This is a genomic window from Bradyrhizobium sp. SZCCHNR3119 (genome assembly GCF_032487775.1).
GTDB lineage: Bacteria > Pseudomonadota > Alphaproteobacteria > Rhizobiales > Xanthobacteraceae > Bradyrhizobium.
In genome coordinates this window covers 5,825,775-5,840,353 of the sequence record NZ_JAUEUV010000001.1, presented here as the reverse complement: position 1 = coordinate 5,840,353, position 14,579 = coordinate 5,825,775, and the positions used below count along the sequence as shown (strand labels likewise).

General features: G+C 66.5%; 16 protein-coding genes. 3 read left to right on the top strand and 13 right to left on the bottom strand.

Going from position 1 to position 14,579, the window contains the following annotated elements; genetic code table 11:
- Nucleotides 1-23 precede the first annotated feature (23 nt).
- Nucleotides 24-965, bottom strand: coding sequence for a GTP-binding protein (locus QX034_RS26905; RefSeq protein ID WP_315728660.1), 942 nt, complete (start codon nt 963-965; stop codon nt 24-26).
- The gene (locus QX034_RS26900; protein ID WP_315705378.1) at nt 962-2,608 is read right to left on the bottom strand and encodes an amidohydrolase; all 1,647 of its coding nucleotides are present in this window, start codon (nt 2,606-2,608) and stop codon (nt 962-964) included. The genes QX034_RS26905 and QX034_RS26900 overlap by 4 nt, the downstream gene beginning before the upstream one ends.
- 187 nt (nt 2,609-2,795) lie before the next feature.
- Here QX034_RS26900 and QX034_RS26895 point away from each other — a divergent pair, with 187 nt between their 5' ends.
- A complete protein-coding gene (locus QX034_RS26895; RefSeq protein ID WP_315705377.1) occupies nt 2,796-4,367 on the top strand; it encodes a PLP-dependent aminotransferase family protein in 1,572 nt (523 codons plus the stop codon).
- Here the strand turns inward: QX034_RS26895 and QX034_RS26890 are convergent.
- Nucleotides 4,342-5,160, bottom strand: coding sequence for a sulfite exporter TauE/SafE family protein (locus tag QX034_RS26890; RefSeq protein ID WP_315705376.1), 819 nt, complete (start codon nt 5,158-5,160; stop codon nt 4,342-4,344). The genes QX034_RS26895 and QX034_RS26890 overlap by 26 nt on opposite strands.
- A gap of 187 nt (nt 5,161-5,347) precedes the next feature.
- Between QX034_RS26890 and QX034_RS26885 the strand changes: the two genes are divergently transcribed.
- Together QX034_RS26885 and QX034_RS26880 are read left to right on the top strand one after the other, a co-directional pair.
- Nucleotides 5,348-5,761, top strand: a complete 414-nt coding sequence (locus tag QX034_RS26885; protein ID WP_315705375.1) for a nuclear transport factor 2 family protein — start codon at nt 5,348-5,350, stop codon at nt 5,759-5,761.
- On the top strand, nt 5,758-7,146 hold the full coding sequence (locus QX034_RS26880) for an FAD-binding oxidoreductase (protein ID WP_315705374.1): 1,389 nt from the start codon (nt 5,758-5,760) through the stop codon (nt 7,144-7,146). Before QX034_RS26885 ends, QX034_RS26880 begins: the two co-directional genes overlap by 4 nt.
- Nucleotides 7,147-7,203: 57 nt before the next feature.
- Here QX034_RS26880 and QX034_RS26875 read toward each other — a convergent pair whose 3' ends face one another.
- From QX034_RS26875 to QX034_RS26830, 10 genes are all read right to left on the bottom strand, one after another.
- Nucleotides 7,204-7,833: an urea amidolyase associated protein UAAP2 gene (locus QX034_RS26875; protein ID WP_315705373.1), complete on the bottom strand. Its 630-nt coding sequence runs from the start codon at nt 7,831-7,833 to the stop codon at nt 7,204-7,206.
- A gap of 12 nt (nt 7,834-7,845) precedes the next feature.
- Nucleotides 7,846-8,655, bottom strand: a complete 810-nt coding sequence (locus tag QX034_RS26870) for an urea amidolyase associated protein UAAP1 (protein ID WP_315705372.1) — start codon at nt 8,653-8,655, stop codon at nt 7,846-7,848.
- A complete protein-coding gene (locus QX034_RS26865; protein WP_315705371.1) occupies nt 8,652-9,254 on the bottom strand; it encodes an urea carboxylase-associated family protein in 603 nt (200 codons plus the stop codon). Before QX034_RS26865 ends, QX034_RS26870 begins: the two co-directional genes overlap by 4 nt.
- A gap of 11 nt (nt 9,255-9,265) precedes the next feature.
- A complete protein-coding gene (locus QX034_RS26860; RefSeq protein ID WP_315705370.1) occupies nt 9,266-9,658 on the bottom strand; it encodes a RidA family protein in 393 nt (130 codons plus the stop codon).
- A gap of 27 nt (nt 9,659-9,685) precedes the next feature.
- Nucleotides 9,686-10,453: an amino acid ABC transporter ATP-binding protein gene (locus QX034_RS26855; protein WP_315705369.1), complete on the bottom strand. Its 768-nt coding sequence runs from the start codon at nt 10,451-10,453 to the stop codon at nt 9,686-9,688.
- Between the two features lie 13 nt (nt 10,454-10,466).
- Nucleotides 10,467-11,123, bottom strand: coding sequence for an amino acid ABC transporter permease (locus QX034_RS26850; protein ID WP_315705368.1), 657 nt, complete (start codon nt 11,121-11,123; stop codon nt 10,467-10,469).
- Nucleotides 11,120-11,764, bottom strand: coding sequence for an amino acid ABC transporter permease (locus tag QX034_RS26845; protein ID WP_315705367.1), 645 nt, complete (start codon nt 11,762-11,764; stop codon nt 11,120-11,122). Before QX034_RS26845 ends, QX034_RS26850 begins: the two co-directional genes overlap by 4 nt.
- Before the next feature lie 117 nt (nt 11,765-11,881).
- Nucleotides 11,882-12,736 carry a transporter substrate-binding domain-containing protein gene (locus QX034_RS26840; RefSeq protein ID WP_315705366.1) on the bottom strand — a complete coding sequence of 285 codons (855 nt, stop codon included), beginning with the start codon at nt 12,734-12,736 and terminating at the stop codon, nt 11,882-11,884.
- 24 nt (nt 12,737-12,760) lie between these two features.
- A complete protein-coding gene (locus QX034_RS26835; RefSeq protein WP_315705365.1) occupies nt 12,761-13,594 on the bottom strand; it encodes a nitroreductase family protein in 834 nt (277 codons plus the stop codon).
- A 429-nt stretch (nt 13,595-14,023) separates the two neighbouring features.
- Complete coding sequence (locus tag QX034_RS26830; RefSeq protein ID WP_315705364.1) at nt 14,024-14,509, bottom strand: MarR family winged helix-turn-helix transcriptional regulator; 486 nt, start codon at nt 14,507-14,509, stop codon at nt 14,024-14,026.
- Nucleotides 14,510-14,579 lie beyond the last annotated feature (70 nt).

Below are 14,579 nucleotides of genomic sequence, written 5' to 3'. Positions count from 1 at the left end.
GTGGTCGAATGTCATCGATGTCGTCACGCGGCGGTCAATGCGCGGTCGAGGATCGCGTCGAGCTCGTGATCCGATATAAGATCGACGGTGCCGACCCCCGCAAGCGCGATTCTCTCCGCGGCCGCCGTCGTGTCCTGTTCCGCGGGCGTCAGCGACCAGTCGCGCGACACCAGCTGGAACACTTGCGCCCGCGCGTCCCCGTCGATCATGCAGGTGCCCTTCAGGCGCAGCAATTGTTGCGGCAAGGCGCGTACCGCGATGGCCAGCCTGTCACGATCGAAACGGCCGTCGCGCCGATAGGTCCAGCGGCGGAAGTCGCTCTCGTGATCTATCGTCTCCGCGACTGGCTCGGCGCGGAAGCGTGCGGTCCGCCCACGGCCGAACACGACCGTCTCCGCCGGGGTGGCGGCCGACAGCGGCTCGATCGACACGTCAGGCCGGATGGCACGGATCACCGCGCACGCCGCCTCGCGCTGGATCTCGGTCACCAGATCGCACTTGCTGAGCAATACGACGTCGCATTTGGCGAACTGATTGCGGATGGTGTCGCCGATATGCCGATCTTCGCTCTGCGCCGCGATGCGGGCCGCATCGGCCAGCACGACGACGCCGTCGAGCCGCAGCGACGGTTCGACCAGCGCGATCTCCGCGATGCGCCAGGGATCACCGACACCGCTGGCTTCGATCACGACGCGGTCGAAGCGACCGACATCGTCGAGCAGCCGCGCCAGCGTGTCGAGGAATCCCGCCCCGATGCTGCAGCAGACGCAGCCATTGGTCAGCGACATCGTCGTGCCGTCATGGCTCCGGATCAGAGCGGCGTCGACATTGATCTCGCCGAAATCGTTCACCAGCACCGCACAGCGCTCGGTGCTGCCGGACAACAGTCGATTGAGCAGCGTCGTCTTGCCGGCGCCGAGGAAGCCGCCGATCACGGTGAACGGAATGGGCGCGGACGCCGTCATGCGCGCGGCGCCTCCTTGACGACGCCGCCGACGACCGTTCCCCAGACCGGAACGTCCTTCAGCGCCTCGGGCGCCACTGAGAGCGGATCCTGCTCGAGCACCGCGAAGTCGGCATATTTGCCGGTCTGGATGCTGCCGACGAGATGATCGAGCTTGAGCGTATAGGCCGCACCGATCGTGATGGCGCCCAGCGCCTGCTCCACGCTCAGCGCCTCGGTCTCGGCGCCGAGCTTGCGCCCCGACGACGATACGCGGTTGACCGCGCACCAGGCGGTGAACAGCGGCGACAACGGGGTCACCGGCGCATCGGAGTGAATCGAGAATGGAACGCCGATCCGCTGCGCGGTGCCCGTGGCGTCGAGACGCCCGGCGCGCTCCGGCCCCATCGTCAGCTCGTAGTGGGAATCGCCCCAGTAGAAGACGTGATTGGCAAACAGGTTGACGCACATGCCGAGCGCCTTCATGCGGCGGAATTGCGTCGCATCGGCCATCTGGCAATGCTGCAGCGTATGGCGATGATCGGGGCGCGGATGCGCGGTCTGCGCCTTCTCCACCGCGTCGAGCGCAAGCTCGGTGGCCTCGTCGCCATTGGTGTGAATGTGAAGCTGGATGCCGGCCTTGTGGTAGAGATCGACCAGGCGCGGCAGCTCCTCCGGTGCGATGTACCAGAGACCGTTCGGCGCGCCATTGTGATAGCCGGGCCAGCGCAGTCGCGCGGTGAAGCCCTGGATCGAGCCGTCGACGACCAGCTTGACGATGCCGTAATGCAGCTTGTCGTTGCCGGCCTGGCGCAGCGCCGCGATCTTTTCGATCGCCTGCTCCGGTCCGTGCGTGGCCGAGGCCAGCGCGGGCACGAGGCGTACGCCGAAATCCGCGCTCTGCGTCGCCGAGCGGTAGAGGTCCAGCGTATTTTCGGTGAGATCATTGTGCAGGTCGGTGATCGTGGTCACGCCCTGCACGCAGGCCGACGACGCATAGCGCTGCACGTCGGCCAACGTCAGCAGCTCGGACAACGGATTGCCCACCAGGCGGAACGCCCGCAGCCGTGCCGCGATGCCTTGCAGTTCGCCGGAGGCCAGTCCGTCGGCTCCGGCGACGACGCCGGAGATGTCGGTGGCGCGCAGGAGCTGGGTGCGCTCCAGCACTAGGGTGTTGACCACGCTGATGTGGAAGCTGGCGTGGATCACCATGATCGGCCGCGTGGTCGACACCCGGTCCAGTGCTTCGCGCGTCAGCTTTTGGCCGCCGATGTGCAGCGGATCGAAGCCCCAGGCGAACAGCGTCGCGTTCGGATCGGCCATCCCGGCTTCGGCCTCGCGGAGCCGCGCGACGATGCCGTCGATGTCGGGAACGCCGGCGACGGCCCTGCCCTCCGGCGAGCGCCGTTCGAAGGCTCCGACATAGGGCAGCGACCACATGATGCCTTCCATGATGTGGCTATGGCCTTCGACGAAGCCGGGCAGCAGCACCTTGTCGCTAAAGCGCGCGTCGATCCGGCCGTCCGGCGCGAATTGCGCGATCTCCGCTTCGCTGCCGACCGCAACGATCCGCCCCTCCCGCACGGCAACATGCGTCGCGAAGGGCCGCGACGGATTCATCGTCACGATTCTGCGGGCCGAGTAGACGACCGTATCTGAGCTCACCGTGAACTCCCACAACTTCCCAAGAGCCGTTTTGGGAAGCCTGCGGTCTCGAATGGGTCCAGGCCAGCGCCAGATGCCATGCACAAATGGAGCCAGCCCATGCGAAACACGGCCGTAAGCATTCCGCTATGGCGCAGTTTTTGCTTTAGTTTCGTGCATCTACCAGCTCTCAGGACCAAGTATCTCGATGGCAAAATTCGCTCCCCTGCGGCGATCCGAAGCTGCTGGACCGACGGTTCCGCTCCACGACGTTCTGTTCTGGGGCTCGCTGTTCGACGGGCTGGATCGCGGCGGCACCTTCCTCCAGCTTCAGATTCGGCAGATGATCGTGACCGCGATCGAGGACGGTCGTCTGCCGCTCGGCGTCCGCATGCCATCCAGCCGCGACCTCGCCGCGCTGCTCAAGGTCTCGCGCAACACCATCGTCATTGCCTACGAGCAGCTCGTCGATCAGAACTTCCTGGTGTCGCGCGAACGCAGCGGCTACTTCGTGGCCGGCTTGCCCAAGCAGATCGGCGAAGCGAAGCAGCCGGCGACGGAAGTCTACAGCCGGCGCTGGACCGAGCGGTTCGCGCTGCAGCCGTCGGCGCTTCGCAACATCGTCAAGCCGCTCGATTGGCAGACCTATCCCTACCCCTTCATCTTCGGTCAGTTCGATCCGAGCCTGTTTCCCACCAATGACTGGCGTGAAAGCGCGCGCGCGGCGCTCAGCGTCCCCGAGATCAACAATTGGGCGCGCGACATGATCGACGGCGACGATCCGGCGCTGATCGAACAATTGCAGCGGCAGGTGCTGCCGCGCCGCGGCATCCGCGCCCGCGCCGACGAGATCATGCTCACGATCGGGGCGCAGCATGCCCTCTATCTGATTGCGAAGCTTTTCCTGCAGCCCGATACGCCGATCGGCATGGAGGATCCCGGCTATCCGGATGCACGAAACATCTTTGGCATGATGACGTCGCAGGTCGTGCCGCTGCGGCTCGACGGTCAGGGTCTTGTGCCAGACGAAGCTTTCGCGCGCTGCGCGCTGGCTTATGTGACCGCGAGCCACCAATGCCCGACGACGGCCGCGATGTCGCGGGCGCGCCGCGAGGAGATCCTCAAGGTCGCTCGCGAGCGCGACATCGTCCTGATCGAGGACGACTATGAAAGCGAGCTGATTCCGGAGGGCAGCAGCCTGCCGCCGCTGATGAGCCTGGACCGCGACCAGAGCGTGCTCTATGTCGGCAGCCTGTCGAAGGCCTTGGCGCCCGGCCTGCGGCTCGGCTATGTCGTGGCGCCGGCGCCCGTCATCCGCGAGCTGCGCGCGCTGCGCCGGCTGATGCTGCGCCATCCGCCGCTGAACAACCAGCGCGTCGCGGCATTGTTCATCGGCCTCGGACACTACCGGTCGCATCTGCAGCAGGTCGGCCGCGTGCTGCTCGAACGCGCCGCCCTGCTTGACGAGCTGCTGCCGCAGGCCCTGCCGGACTGCACCTGGTCGCGCGGCCCCGGCAGCACCAGCTACTGGATCGCCTGCCCTGAAGGCGCCGATGCGACGAGACTTTCGCATGCGGCGCGCGCCGAAGGCGTCGTCATCGAACCCGGCGATGTGTTCTCGGTGAACGCGGACGCCACGCGGCATTGCTTCCGTCTCGGCTTCTCGTCGATTCGCACCGATCGCATCGCCGCCGGAATCGCCAAGCTGGGCGACGTTTTCGCGCAGCACATGTCTTCAAGAAGCGCATCGGCGGCTACAGCAGGTCGCTCAGCCCCTTGAGGGCGCTGCCGAGTGCCACCACTGCGAGGCTAGCCATCGACACCCGGCGGTGCAGCGTGTCGCTGCCGCGATGAAAGCCGAGATCGCCGAGCCGGGTGCCGACCAGCATCACGGGAATGCCGAGCGCGGTGAGAACCGCGATATGCAGGTCCAATAGTCCAAACCATGCGAGGCTGGCGGTCGCAACGATCGACGAAACAAGGAAGAACACCATCATCGAGGCGCGCGCGGCAACCCGGCCGAATGCCCCCGCGTTGTAGTAGACGATCACCGGCGGTCCGGGCATGCCCGCAAGGCCGTTGAACAGACCGGCGGCGAGACCGACCAGCGCCGTGATCCAGCCCGCGGGCGCCGCGGCCAGCCGAAATCCCGTATTGAGCAGCACGACAGCGCCGACGGTGATCAGCGCGATGAGAATGCGCGCCGCCGATGCGGATACCAGGCTCAGCACCAGCGCGCCGATCGGCGAGCCGATCAGGCCGCCGAGGATCAGCCAGCGCAAGGAGGGCCAGTCGCAGACACGCGATGCGCGCGGAAAATCGCTGAGCCCGATGAGAAGCTGCAGGCAGACGGCGACCGGCACCGATTGCGTCGGCGGCATGAACAGGCCCAGCAGCGGCACCGCGGTCAGCGCGAAGCCGAAGCCGGTGAAGCCGCGCACCAGCGCCGCGGCAAAGATCGACAGCGCTGCGGCCAGCACCAGGGCCGGGCTCGGCAGCGATGTGGCGGCGATGTCGTGGACGGCAACGGCCAGTTCCTGCAGGGCCATCGTCAGCGTGGGGCGTAAGAACACAAGGGCGGGGTCATCGGGCCAGTCAGCAAGTCCGTGACAGCGACGAAAGGGCCAGCCTGTGCCCGATCACCGGACCAGTTCTGGCCGCAGAGGTCCCCCGCCCTGGTTCTAGGGCCTGCGCCCGATCGCGTGGCACATGCGAAGCCACACCCCGCAGACGTCGCGGCGTGATGCCCGAGGACACGACATGGCCGAAATCGAAACCGTCCGGCGAAAACTGCTCGACACGCTGTTTGCCGCCTTCAACCGCCACGACGGCGCAGGCGTGATGGCCTGCATGACCGACGACATTGTGTTCGACGCGGCCGCCGGCCCCGACATCTGCGGCCGTCGCATCAGCGGCGCCGCCGACGTGCGCGCCGCGTTCGAGGCGACCTGGGGCGGCATGCCTGACGTGAGCTGGGAGTGTACGCGCCACGCGGTGTTCGGCGATCGGGCATTGTCCGAATGGACGTTCCGCGGCACCGCGCCGGATGGCCGGCGCATCGAGGTCCAGGGCTGCGACCTGTTCAGCTTCCGCGGTGACCGGATCTGCGCGAAGAGCGCCTTCCGCAAGGACCGGCCGCCGCAGCCGGCCGCAACCGGGAGTGCCGCACGATGAACATGCACGCTCTGCCGGCGGCCGCCTATGATCCGCACTACGATCCGCTCGTCTCCGACGGACCCGGCCGCAATCGCGACTACGCGCCGACCTACTGGATCGCGACCGCCGGCAAGCCGCCGGAGAGCGACGGTCCGATCACTTCCGACACGACGGCCGACGTCGCCATCATCGGGTCGGGCTATACCGGCCTTGCCTGCGCGATCTTCCTGGCGCGCGAGCACGGCATCAAGGCGGTCGTGCTCGAAGCCAACCGCGTGGCCTGGGGTTGCAGCACGCGCAACGGCGGCCAGGCACAGAACGCCTCGGGCCGCCTGACACGCTCGCAATGGATCAAGCGCTGGGGCCTGGACGTCGCCAAGCGCATGCACGCCGAGGTCACCGAGGGCTTCGAGACGTTCGAGGAGCTGGTGCGATCGAGCCCGATCGATGTCGAGCCGCACCGCGGCGGTCACCTCTACATCGCTCACCGCCAGCGCAATCTCGACAAGATCGCAGCGGAATCCAAGGTGCTCAACGATGTCTTCGGCTACGCCTCGCGGGTGATGTCGCGTGAGGAGTTGGCGCGCGACTTCGTGGACGAGAACGAAGCCGTCGGCGCGGTGCACGAGCCGCTCGGAACGGGCGTGCATCCGGCCAAGCTCGCCTTCGGCTATCTGCAGATGGCGCGCGCACTCGGCGTGCGCGTTCATACCGCAAGCCCGGTGACGCGCATCGAACAGCGCGGCGGCAGGTTCATCCTGCGCACCCCCGGCGGCAATGTGACCGCGAACGGCGTCGGCATCGCCACCGGCGCCTATACCTCGCTGGGGCTGACGCCGGAATTGTCCGGCCGCTGCATGCCGATCCTGTCGAACTCGCTGGTGACGCGCCCGCTCACTGCGGCCGAGCTCGCGGCGACCGGCTTCAAGACCCGGCAGGTGATCACCGACACGCGCACCTTGCGCTTCTACTACCGGCTGCTGCCCGACGACCGCGTCCAGATCGGCAGCCGGAGCGCCATCACCGGCGCCGACGCTGCGCATGACCGGCACCTCCAGCTCCTGATCGACGGCTTGCATCGCAAGTTTCCCGCGCTCACAGGCATCAAGATCGATTATTCGTGGTGGGGCTGGGTCGATGTCAGCCACGACATGATGCCGCGCATCGTGCGTCCCGATGCCCAGGCGAAGCTGGTCTATGCGCTCGGCTATGGCGGCAACGGCGTCTCCTATTCGGCGCAGGCCGGCCGCCGCATGGCGCAGATGCTCGCGGGCCAAGCCTTCAAGGGGCAGGATCTGCCGATCTTCACCTCGGCGCTGCCGACGCATCCCTTCGCGCCGTTCCGCCGCATCGGCCAGCGCCTGCTCTATCGCTGGTATCACCTGCGCGACGAGGCGAGTTGAGGCGCCTCTCGCCGCCGCATGTCGGTCCGACGAGCGTGCGCCTGCAGCAGCAGGGGTTCATGCCGTCGCTTCCCTGATCTCCACACGGATCGGAGTCGGATCGAAACCGTTGCATGGATTGTTCACCTGCGGACAGTTCGAGATCACGAACAGCACGTCCATCTCCGCGGTCACGTCGACGTAGTTGCCCGGCGCGGACGGGCCGTCGAGCACGGTGAAATTGCCGGAGGGCTCGATCGGCACGTTCATGAAGAAGTTCAGGTTGGAGACGATGTCGCGCTTGGTCAGGCCGTAGCGCGACAACTCCAGGATGAAATTCTCCCGGCAGGCATGCAGGTAGCGCGTCGCCTCGCCGAAACGGACCGCATTGCTCTCGCAGGAGCAGCAGCCCGCAGAGGTGTCGTGGCGGCCGCAGGTGTCGGCGGTGATCCGCGCCATCACCCGGCCGCGATTGGAGATCAAGCACGTGCCGAGTTCGAGATAGGCGGAACCCTGGACACGCAACGTATCCTGCGCGCTGTAGCGCTCAGCGGTGTCCTCCGCGACGTACATCAGCGCGTCCACCGCCTGCTCGCCCTCGCTGTCGATGATGCGCAGCGTCTGGCCCCTCTTGAGCACTCGCGACCAGGGCTGCTCGGCGGGAATGTCGAAAGCATAGATCGGTTGGCCCGTATCGATCTCAGACATCGTCGCCCTCCTTCAAACGAACAGCTGATCGGTGAAGGCATAGGCGCGCGCTGCTTCCGGCGATGCCGTGCGGCAGACATCGTCGGTCGCCGGTGGCAGCAGGCGGTGCCGGATCAGCGTGACCGGCGCCGTCGCCGCGGGACGCGCGGGATCGAGAGGATGAGCGCAATTCGACACCGCGACAATCAGGTTCGTCTCGGCGCGCAGATCGACGAAATCGCCGGAGCGTTTGCGCTCCGCGTGCCAGACGAACCGCCCGGCCGCATCTGTCGTGACCGGCGCGAAGAACGTCACGCAGGGCGGGATGTCGCGCAGGCCCAGCCCGATCTTGGCCGCGGCCGAGATGAAGTTCGCCTGCGTGTTGCGCGTCACCTCGCCATAGGCCGCCAACGTCGAGTCCGCGGTCGAGCCGCCGACCAGCAGATCATGCGCGCCGGAGGTATCCTCGATCACCGACAGCAGAACCCGTCCCATGTCCGACAGGATCATCCGTCCCTTCGACAGCGCTGCGCTCCACTGCACCTTCACAGTGTCGGCGCAGTTGATGCGCTCGCTCGGATCCTCGCTGCGCCACGCCAGCAGCGACACGCTGGAGCGGCCAAGATCGTCGCGGAGCCGCAGCGCTTCTCCGCGCGACAGCCGAACCGTCGCGTGCCACCCCGGCGGCACCTGCTCGGACTGCACGATCGCGTCCTCCGCGACCGGCGCGCCATCGAGCGCCGTTGGCGGCGGCATCTGCTTCAGCTCCTGCCCCGCCGCGCGCAGTTCCTCATAGCGGCGGCGGTTGGCCGCAGCCTGCTCCGCCTTGCCTTCTCCGCTCATGCTGATGTCACCGTGAAATGTGCCTCGACGGGCTTCCCAGCCTTGCCGTTGATCGGCAGGATGTCCTGCGGACAGGCCGAGAACGCGATCACCAGATCCATCTCCGCGCGCAAGCGCACATGGCCGCCGGGAACGGGGCGCGGCGGCGCGGCAAAGCCCAGCGTGCCCTCGGCATCCCACGGAATGTTCATGAACAGGTTGAGCGGGCTTGGCACCTCCGGCGGCGTCAGGCCGAGTTCGGCCATGCCGGCGAACAGGTTATCAGTGCAATTGTCGTGATGGCCCTCGTGCCCGAGAAACGCGTAGCGATAGCGGTCGCAGGCCGCGATCAGGGTGTCGTGAATGCCGCCCGAGGTGTCCTCGATCAAGGTCAGGATCGGCCGGCGCCTGTTGGTGCGGAGCACGTCGCCCGGCCGCGGCACCAGATGCAGCGAATGCGCGCGCGTGTGCTCGTTCGACATGAACTCGGAGAGGTCGGCGCGATTGAACGCCCAGGTGTCGACCACCTGCTCGCCATGGGTATTGATCACGGTGACGACCTGGCCGGCCGCGACGAGCGCCGCCTTGCCGCGCCGCGCGGGAATCTCGATCGGATCCATCGCTCTCTCCCTCAGGGCTTGTAGGCGACCATGTCGATCTCGACGATGCCGCCGCGCGCCAGATCGCAGACGCCGATCGTGGTCCGGCCAGGCCGGTGCGCATCGTCGAAATGACTCGAGAAGATCGCATTCATCGGCGCGTAGTCGCGCTTGAAATCGGTCAGGTAGATGCGGGCGAACACGATGTTCGCAAAGGTCATGCCGCAACCCTTCAGCACCCGCGCGAGGTTGTCCATCACCTTGCGCGTCTGCGCCTCGATGCCGTCGGGAAGCGGCAGCGCGTCGTCATCGGGATCGGTCGCGAGCTGGCCGGTGACGAACAGGAACGGACCGGCCTGCACCGCATGGCTATAGGGAGTGACCGGCTTCGGCGCATCCGGGAGCAGATGATAGATCGGATCCATGGCGTGTCTCCTCGCGTTGTTTCTGGCTCATCCGGCGGCGTAGCGCTGGATGAACTGGCGCGCGCGTTCAGTGTCCGGGTTGACGAAGAAGCGCTCTGGAGGCCCGGTCTCGACCACGCGGCCGCGATCGAGAAACAGAATGCGGGTGGCGGCGTCGCGAGCAAAGCCCATCTCGTGGGTCACGATCACCATCGTGCGGCCCTCGCGCGCAAGCTCGCGCATCACCACCAGCACCTCGCCGACCAGCTCCGGATCAAGCGCGCTAGTCGGCTCGTCGAACAAGAGGACGTCCGGCTTCATCGCCAGCGCACGCGCAATGCCGACGCGCTGCTTCTGCCCACCGGACAGCCGCGCCGGGAACACATCGCATTTGTCGGAGAGCCCGACCTTGGCGAGCAGCGTCATCGCCTCCTCGCGCACCTCGGCCACGGGACGCTTCTGCACTTGCACCGGCGCCTCCATGAGATTCTGAAGGACCGTCAGATGTGGCCACAGCGCGAAATGCTGGAACACCATGCCGATCCGCGTGCGGACCCGCGACAGCTCGCGGTCGGACATCACGACGCCACCGTTGTTGATGCCGATGCGGTCGCCGTTGAGATAGATCTGGCCGGCATCCGGCCGCTCCAGCCAGTTGATGCAGCGAAGCAGGGTCGACTTGCCGGAGCCGGACGGGCCGAGCACGCAGACCGTCTCGCCGCGCGTCACCGTGAAGCTGATATCGGAGAGCACCTCGAGCTCGCCGAACCGCTTGGAAATGCCGGCGACGTCGAGCACGGCCATGTCATCGGTCATCCCAGGCTCCCTCTCAGCGCCGCGCCGCGGCCAGCCGGTCGATGCCGCTGACACCCGCCTCGATCACGAGGCAGAGCCCCCAATAGAGGATCACGGCGGTGATGAAGGCGGCGAACGGCACGTAGTGGCGCGACTGGATCGAGCTCGCGGCATGCGTCAGCTCGGGCAGTGCGATGATGGTTAGAAAAGCGCTGTCCTTGACGATCTGGATCATCTGGTTGCCGATGACAGGACCTGCGGCGAGCAGCAGCGGCGGCAGGATGATGCGGCGGAACAATCGCGCCCCGGAGAAGCCGAAGGCGACGCCGGCTTCGATCGGCTCGCGCGGCTGCGCCGCCCAGGCGCCGCGCAGAATCTCGGCGAGATAGGCGGCGTGATAGACGGTCAGCGCCACCAGCCCCGAGCTCCAATTGTCGAGCCTAATGCCAAACGAGGGCAAACCGTAGTAGACGATGTAGGCGAACAGCAGGAACGGCACGCAGCGCATGCCGTCGACGAACACGCGCACGGTGAGCGCCAGCCAGCGCCGCTTCGACATCAGGGCCGGCGTCAGCACGAAGGCGATCACGAGCCCGGCGATCGCCGACAGCACCGAGAGGATCGTGGTGTTGCCGAGACCGCTCAGCAGCAGACCCCGCTCGCTCCAGACGATGGCGAAATCCCGGATCATGCGGCCTCGGCTGCGAGCTGGCGCCGCTCGATGAAGCGCTGAAGCGACACCAGCGCGAACACGATCGGCGCATACATCGCGATCGCCACCAGGAACGGTGGCAGCGGCTCGTAGGTCTCGGCGCCGATACGCACCGCGGCGCGGGTGATGTCGACGACGCCAACCACCGCCAGCACCGGAGTCACCTTGATCAGCAGCGACATCTCGTTGACGAGGCCGGGCAGACTGACGCGTACGATCTGCGGCAGCACGATGCGGCGGAAGCGCAGGCTGGCATGCATGCCGACCGACTGCGCGGCCTCGTACTGCTCCTTCGGGAAGTTCATCAGCGCGGCGCGCCAGACCTCGCAATTGAACGCCGAGGTGTTCATCACCAGTGCCAGGATTGCCGCCGACACCGGACCGATCGCGATCCCGACATTGGGCAGCGCGAAGAACAGCAGCAGCAGCAACGTCACGAGCGGGGTCGCGCGCAGCACCGAGACATAGACGGCGACCACGCGGGCGACGATTGGAACGTTGGCCCAGCGCAGCAGCGCCAGGCCAAGGCCGATCGGCAGCCCGATCAGGATGCCGATCAGGGACAGCGTCACCGTGACCACCGCGCCCTGCAGGATGGCCAGCACGTCGGCCGCGCTCATCGCCGTCCATCCGTGGCGTCGCCGAGCAGCCGCGTCCAGTCGAGGGTCAACTCGCCGTCGAGCGGACCGGCGCGCAGCGATCGCCACCCGCACATCAGCTGCACCCCAACCGCGGCGTCAGAATTCCGGCTCGAACGTGACCGGCAGATCCGGGAAGGCCTCGCCGAACCATTTCTTTTGCAATTCGGCGAACCGGCCGTTTTCCTTCTCCTTGGCGATGAAGCCGTTCAGGAACTCCACCAACTCAGTGTTGCCCTTGGCGACCGCCCAGGCCGGATAGGATTTGCCGGAGACGGGCTGGCCGACCGCGAACACGTTCGGCTTCTCGGCGACCAGCGCCTTGATGTTGATGATCGTGTTGACCACGTAGTCGACGCGGCCGAGCGCGAGATCCTGATAGGCCTCGGGATAAGAGGTGTATTCGACCACCTTGCCGAGCTTGCCGCCCTCCTTCTCCAGCATGGCCTGGAGCTCGGGCAGACGGCCGAGCAGCGCGCTGCCGGCCTGCACGCCGACGATCTTGCCGCTGAGATCCTTGATCGCGGAGATGCTCTTGTCGTCCTTGCGCTTCACGTAATAGTGCGTCGCGTCGGCGATCGGGCTGGTGAAGTCGAGCGACTTCTTGCGCTCCTTGGTGATGATTGCCGCGGTGATGGCGACATCGTACTTGCCGGTGGAGACGCCGGCCAGGATGCCTGTCCACGGCAGGATCTGCTGCTTGATCTCGAACGGCGCGTATTTGCGCAGATCCTCGATCAGTTCGTTGTCGAAGCCGGTCGGCTTGCCGTCCTTGACGAACTCGAAGGGACGGAAATCGTCCTCGGTGGCCACGATCAGCCCGCGCTTCTTGATCTCGTCGAGGCTGCCGGCCTTGGCGCTGAACGCGGCCGGCAGCGTCAGCGCGGCGGCCAGCAGCGCAAGCGCGAAACGCCGCGACGGTGCCGACAGGCGGGGAAACGAAGGCTTGGTCATCTCGGATCTCCTTACATGAACTGATCAGTCGAAGCTGAAGCCGTGCGCGCGCAGATAAGGTGGGAAGGCAGCCCCTTCGGCCTTGGCGGCCTGACGCGCCTTGTCCTCCGACCAGCCGTAGAAATCGGCCTCGCCGAACTCGGCATTGCCGCGCTGCTGCTCCTTCGGAATCGCGTGCCGCGCATGGCGCCGCCGGTCGTAATCGTCGAGCGCCGCAGGCAGTGCATCGTCGCCGTAGCAGTCCACATGGGTGGTGATGCTGCGCGACAGCCGCAGGCTGACATGGCCTTCTGCGGCGGGATAGCCGAGACACAGCCCAGCGACGGGAAACACCATGTCGGGCAGCTCCAGCACATTGGCGACCGTGTCGATCTCGTTGCGGATGACGCTGATCGGACAGGTGCCGAGGCCAGCGGACTCCGCGCACAGGATCATGGTCTGCAGCGCCAGCGCCGCATCGACCGAGGCGTTGAAGAAGCCTTCCAGAGTGCCGTTCCTGACTGGCTTGCCGCGCAGCTCGCCGATCCGCTGCAGCCGCCGCGCATCACCCAGGAAAACGAAGAACACCGGCGACGCACCGATCCAGGGCATGCTCGGAAACAGCCGGCCGATCGCCGCCCGCTTGTCGGCGTCGCGCACGCGCATGACCGAGGCCTGCTGGAAATCCGACTTGGCCGAGGCGCTCAGCGCGCAGGCGACGAGCAGGTCGAGTAGCCCCTCCTCCGGCATCCGGTCGCTGTAGCGGCGCACCGTCTTGCGTGACAGCACGCCGCGCACAAACGCACTGGCTTCGACGTCGCCGCCATCGGGCCCGCCGTCTCCGAAGCGTGTCGCGATGAGATCGGCATGCTCCGACATCACGGCGCCTTTTTTCCGTCGCGCGCGGCGCAGCACGTCCAACGGACGCCGTTGGCCAGGGCAATGATCGGCGGATCCCGCCGCGGCAGACATCGCATCGCTCTCTCCACGCACTGCGACATCGATGTCGCCGCCCCGGATTCATGTCGCCGCAGTTTCTCGCGCAGCGCTTATGAGAGATGTCAGCAAGGGACATGCCAGAGCTCGTGGAGCCCGGCGCAGCGCAGCATCCGCGCACCCGCTGTCGCGGCAATCTCCGATGAAATTGAGCAGCCACGAGCGCCGTTTGCTAAAGAAAACGCAGTAGCAGGGAATGCGGAGCATGCTTCGTAGTTGCGGTAGCGCACACCTCGCCCCGAGACCGCACTTCGGCGATGCGCTGCTTTTCGGGCAGCACGGTGCCCATTATCTAATCGGAGCGCGATGCGGTCAGTCCGGCGATCGTGTCGCGTCGAGCCTCTGCCCCTGCGCCGCGACGATCGCCTGCATCATGGCGATGAACCGTTTCTGGTCGGCCTTGCTGAGATCCGCGATCGTCGCCAGATGCGCCGCCCGCGCGGGGCGCTCGATCTTGCGCAGCAATGCCGCGCCAGACCGGGTCAAACGACAGGTCCGGGACCGCCGGTCGTGCGGCCCGATGCTGCGATCGACGAAGCCGCGCGCCTGCAGCCGTTTCAACGCACCGGTCGTGGTGGTCCGGTCGAGAGCGATGTCCTGGGCGAGTGCGGTCTGGTCCGCAGTTCCCCGTTTCGCCAGCGCCGTCAACAGGCTGTACTGCAAGGGCGTGACTTCATAGGCAGCACATTTTTCCTGGAACAGGGCGACGTGGATCTGGTGCAGGCGGCGGATCAGATAGCCCGGACGTTCCTCGAGCGGCCACGACACATCTGCTTTCGTCTTGTTCCTTCCGGCCATCGAACGGCTCCCCGCATAAGCACTCATCACGCTGCATCAATTTGAAGCTGTCTATGGCACGGATCTTGAT

Bases quoted from the DNA above. Each gene is read 5' to 3' on its own strand.
- QX034_RS26905 (WP_315728660.1), bottom strand. From the start codon at position 965: ATGACGGCGTCCGCGCCCATTCCGTTCACCGTGATCGGCGGCTTCCTC.
- QX034_RS26895 (WP_315705377.1), top strand. From the start codon at position 2,796: ATGGCAAAATTCGCTCCCCTGCGGCGATCCGAAGCTGCTGGACCGACG.
- QX034_RS26885 (WP_315705375.1), top strand. From the start codon at position 5,348: ATGGCCGAAATCGAAACCGTCCGGCGAAAACTGCTCGACACGCTGTTT.
- QX034_RS26880 (WP_315705374.1), top strand. From the start codon at position 5,758: ATGAACATGCACGCTCTGCCGGCGGCCGCCTATGATCCGCACTACGAT.
- QX034_RS26875 (WP_315705373.1), bottom strand. From the start codon at position 7,833: ATGTCTGAGATCGATACGGGCCAACCGATCTATGCTTTCGACATTCCC.
- QX034_RS26870 (WP_315705372.1), bottom strand. From the start codon at position 8,655: ATGAGCGGAGAAGGCAAGGCGGAGCAGGCTGCGGCCAACCGCCGCCGC.
- QX034_RS26865 (WP_315705371.1), bottom strand. From the start codon at position 9,254: ATGGATCCGATCGAGATTCCCGCGCGGCGCGGCAAGGCGGCGCTCGTC.
- QX034_RS26860 (WP_315705370.1), bottom strand. From the start codon at position 9,658: ATGGATCCGATCTATCATCTGCTCCCGGATGCGCCGAAGCCGGTCACT.
- QX034_RS26855 (WP_315705369.1), bottom strand. From the start codon at position 10,453: ATGACCGATGACATGGCCGTGCTCGACGTCGCCGGCATTTCCAAGCGG.
- QX034_RS26850 (WP_315705368.1), bottom strand. From the start codon at position 11,123: ATGATCCGGGATTTCGCCATCGTCTGGAGCGAGCGGGGTCTGCTGCTG.
- QX034_RS26845 (WP_315705367.1), bottom strand. From the start codon at position 11,764: ATGAGCGCGGCCGACGTGCTGGCCATCCTGCAGGGCGCGGTGGTCACG.
- QX034_RS26840 (WP_315705366.1), bottom strand. From the start codon at position 12,736: ATGACCAAGCCTTCGTTTCCCCGCCTGTCGGCACCGTCGCGGCGTTTC.
- QX034_RS26835 (WP_315705365.1), bottom strand. From the start codon at position 13,594: ATGTCGGAGCATGCCGATCTCATCGCGACACGCTTCGGAGACGGCGGG.
- QX034_RS26830 (WP_315705364.1), bottom strand. From the start codon at position 14,509: ATGGCCGGAAGGAACAAGACGAAAGCAGATGTGTCGTGGCCGCTCGAG.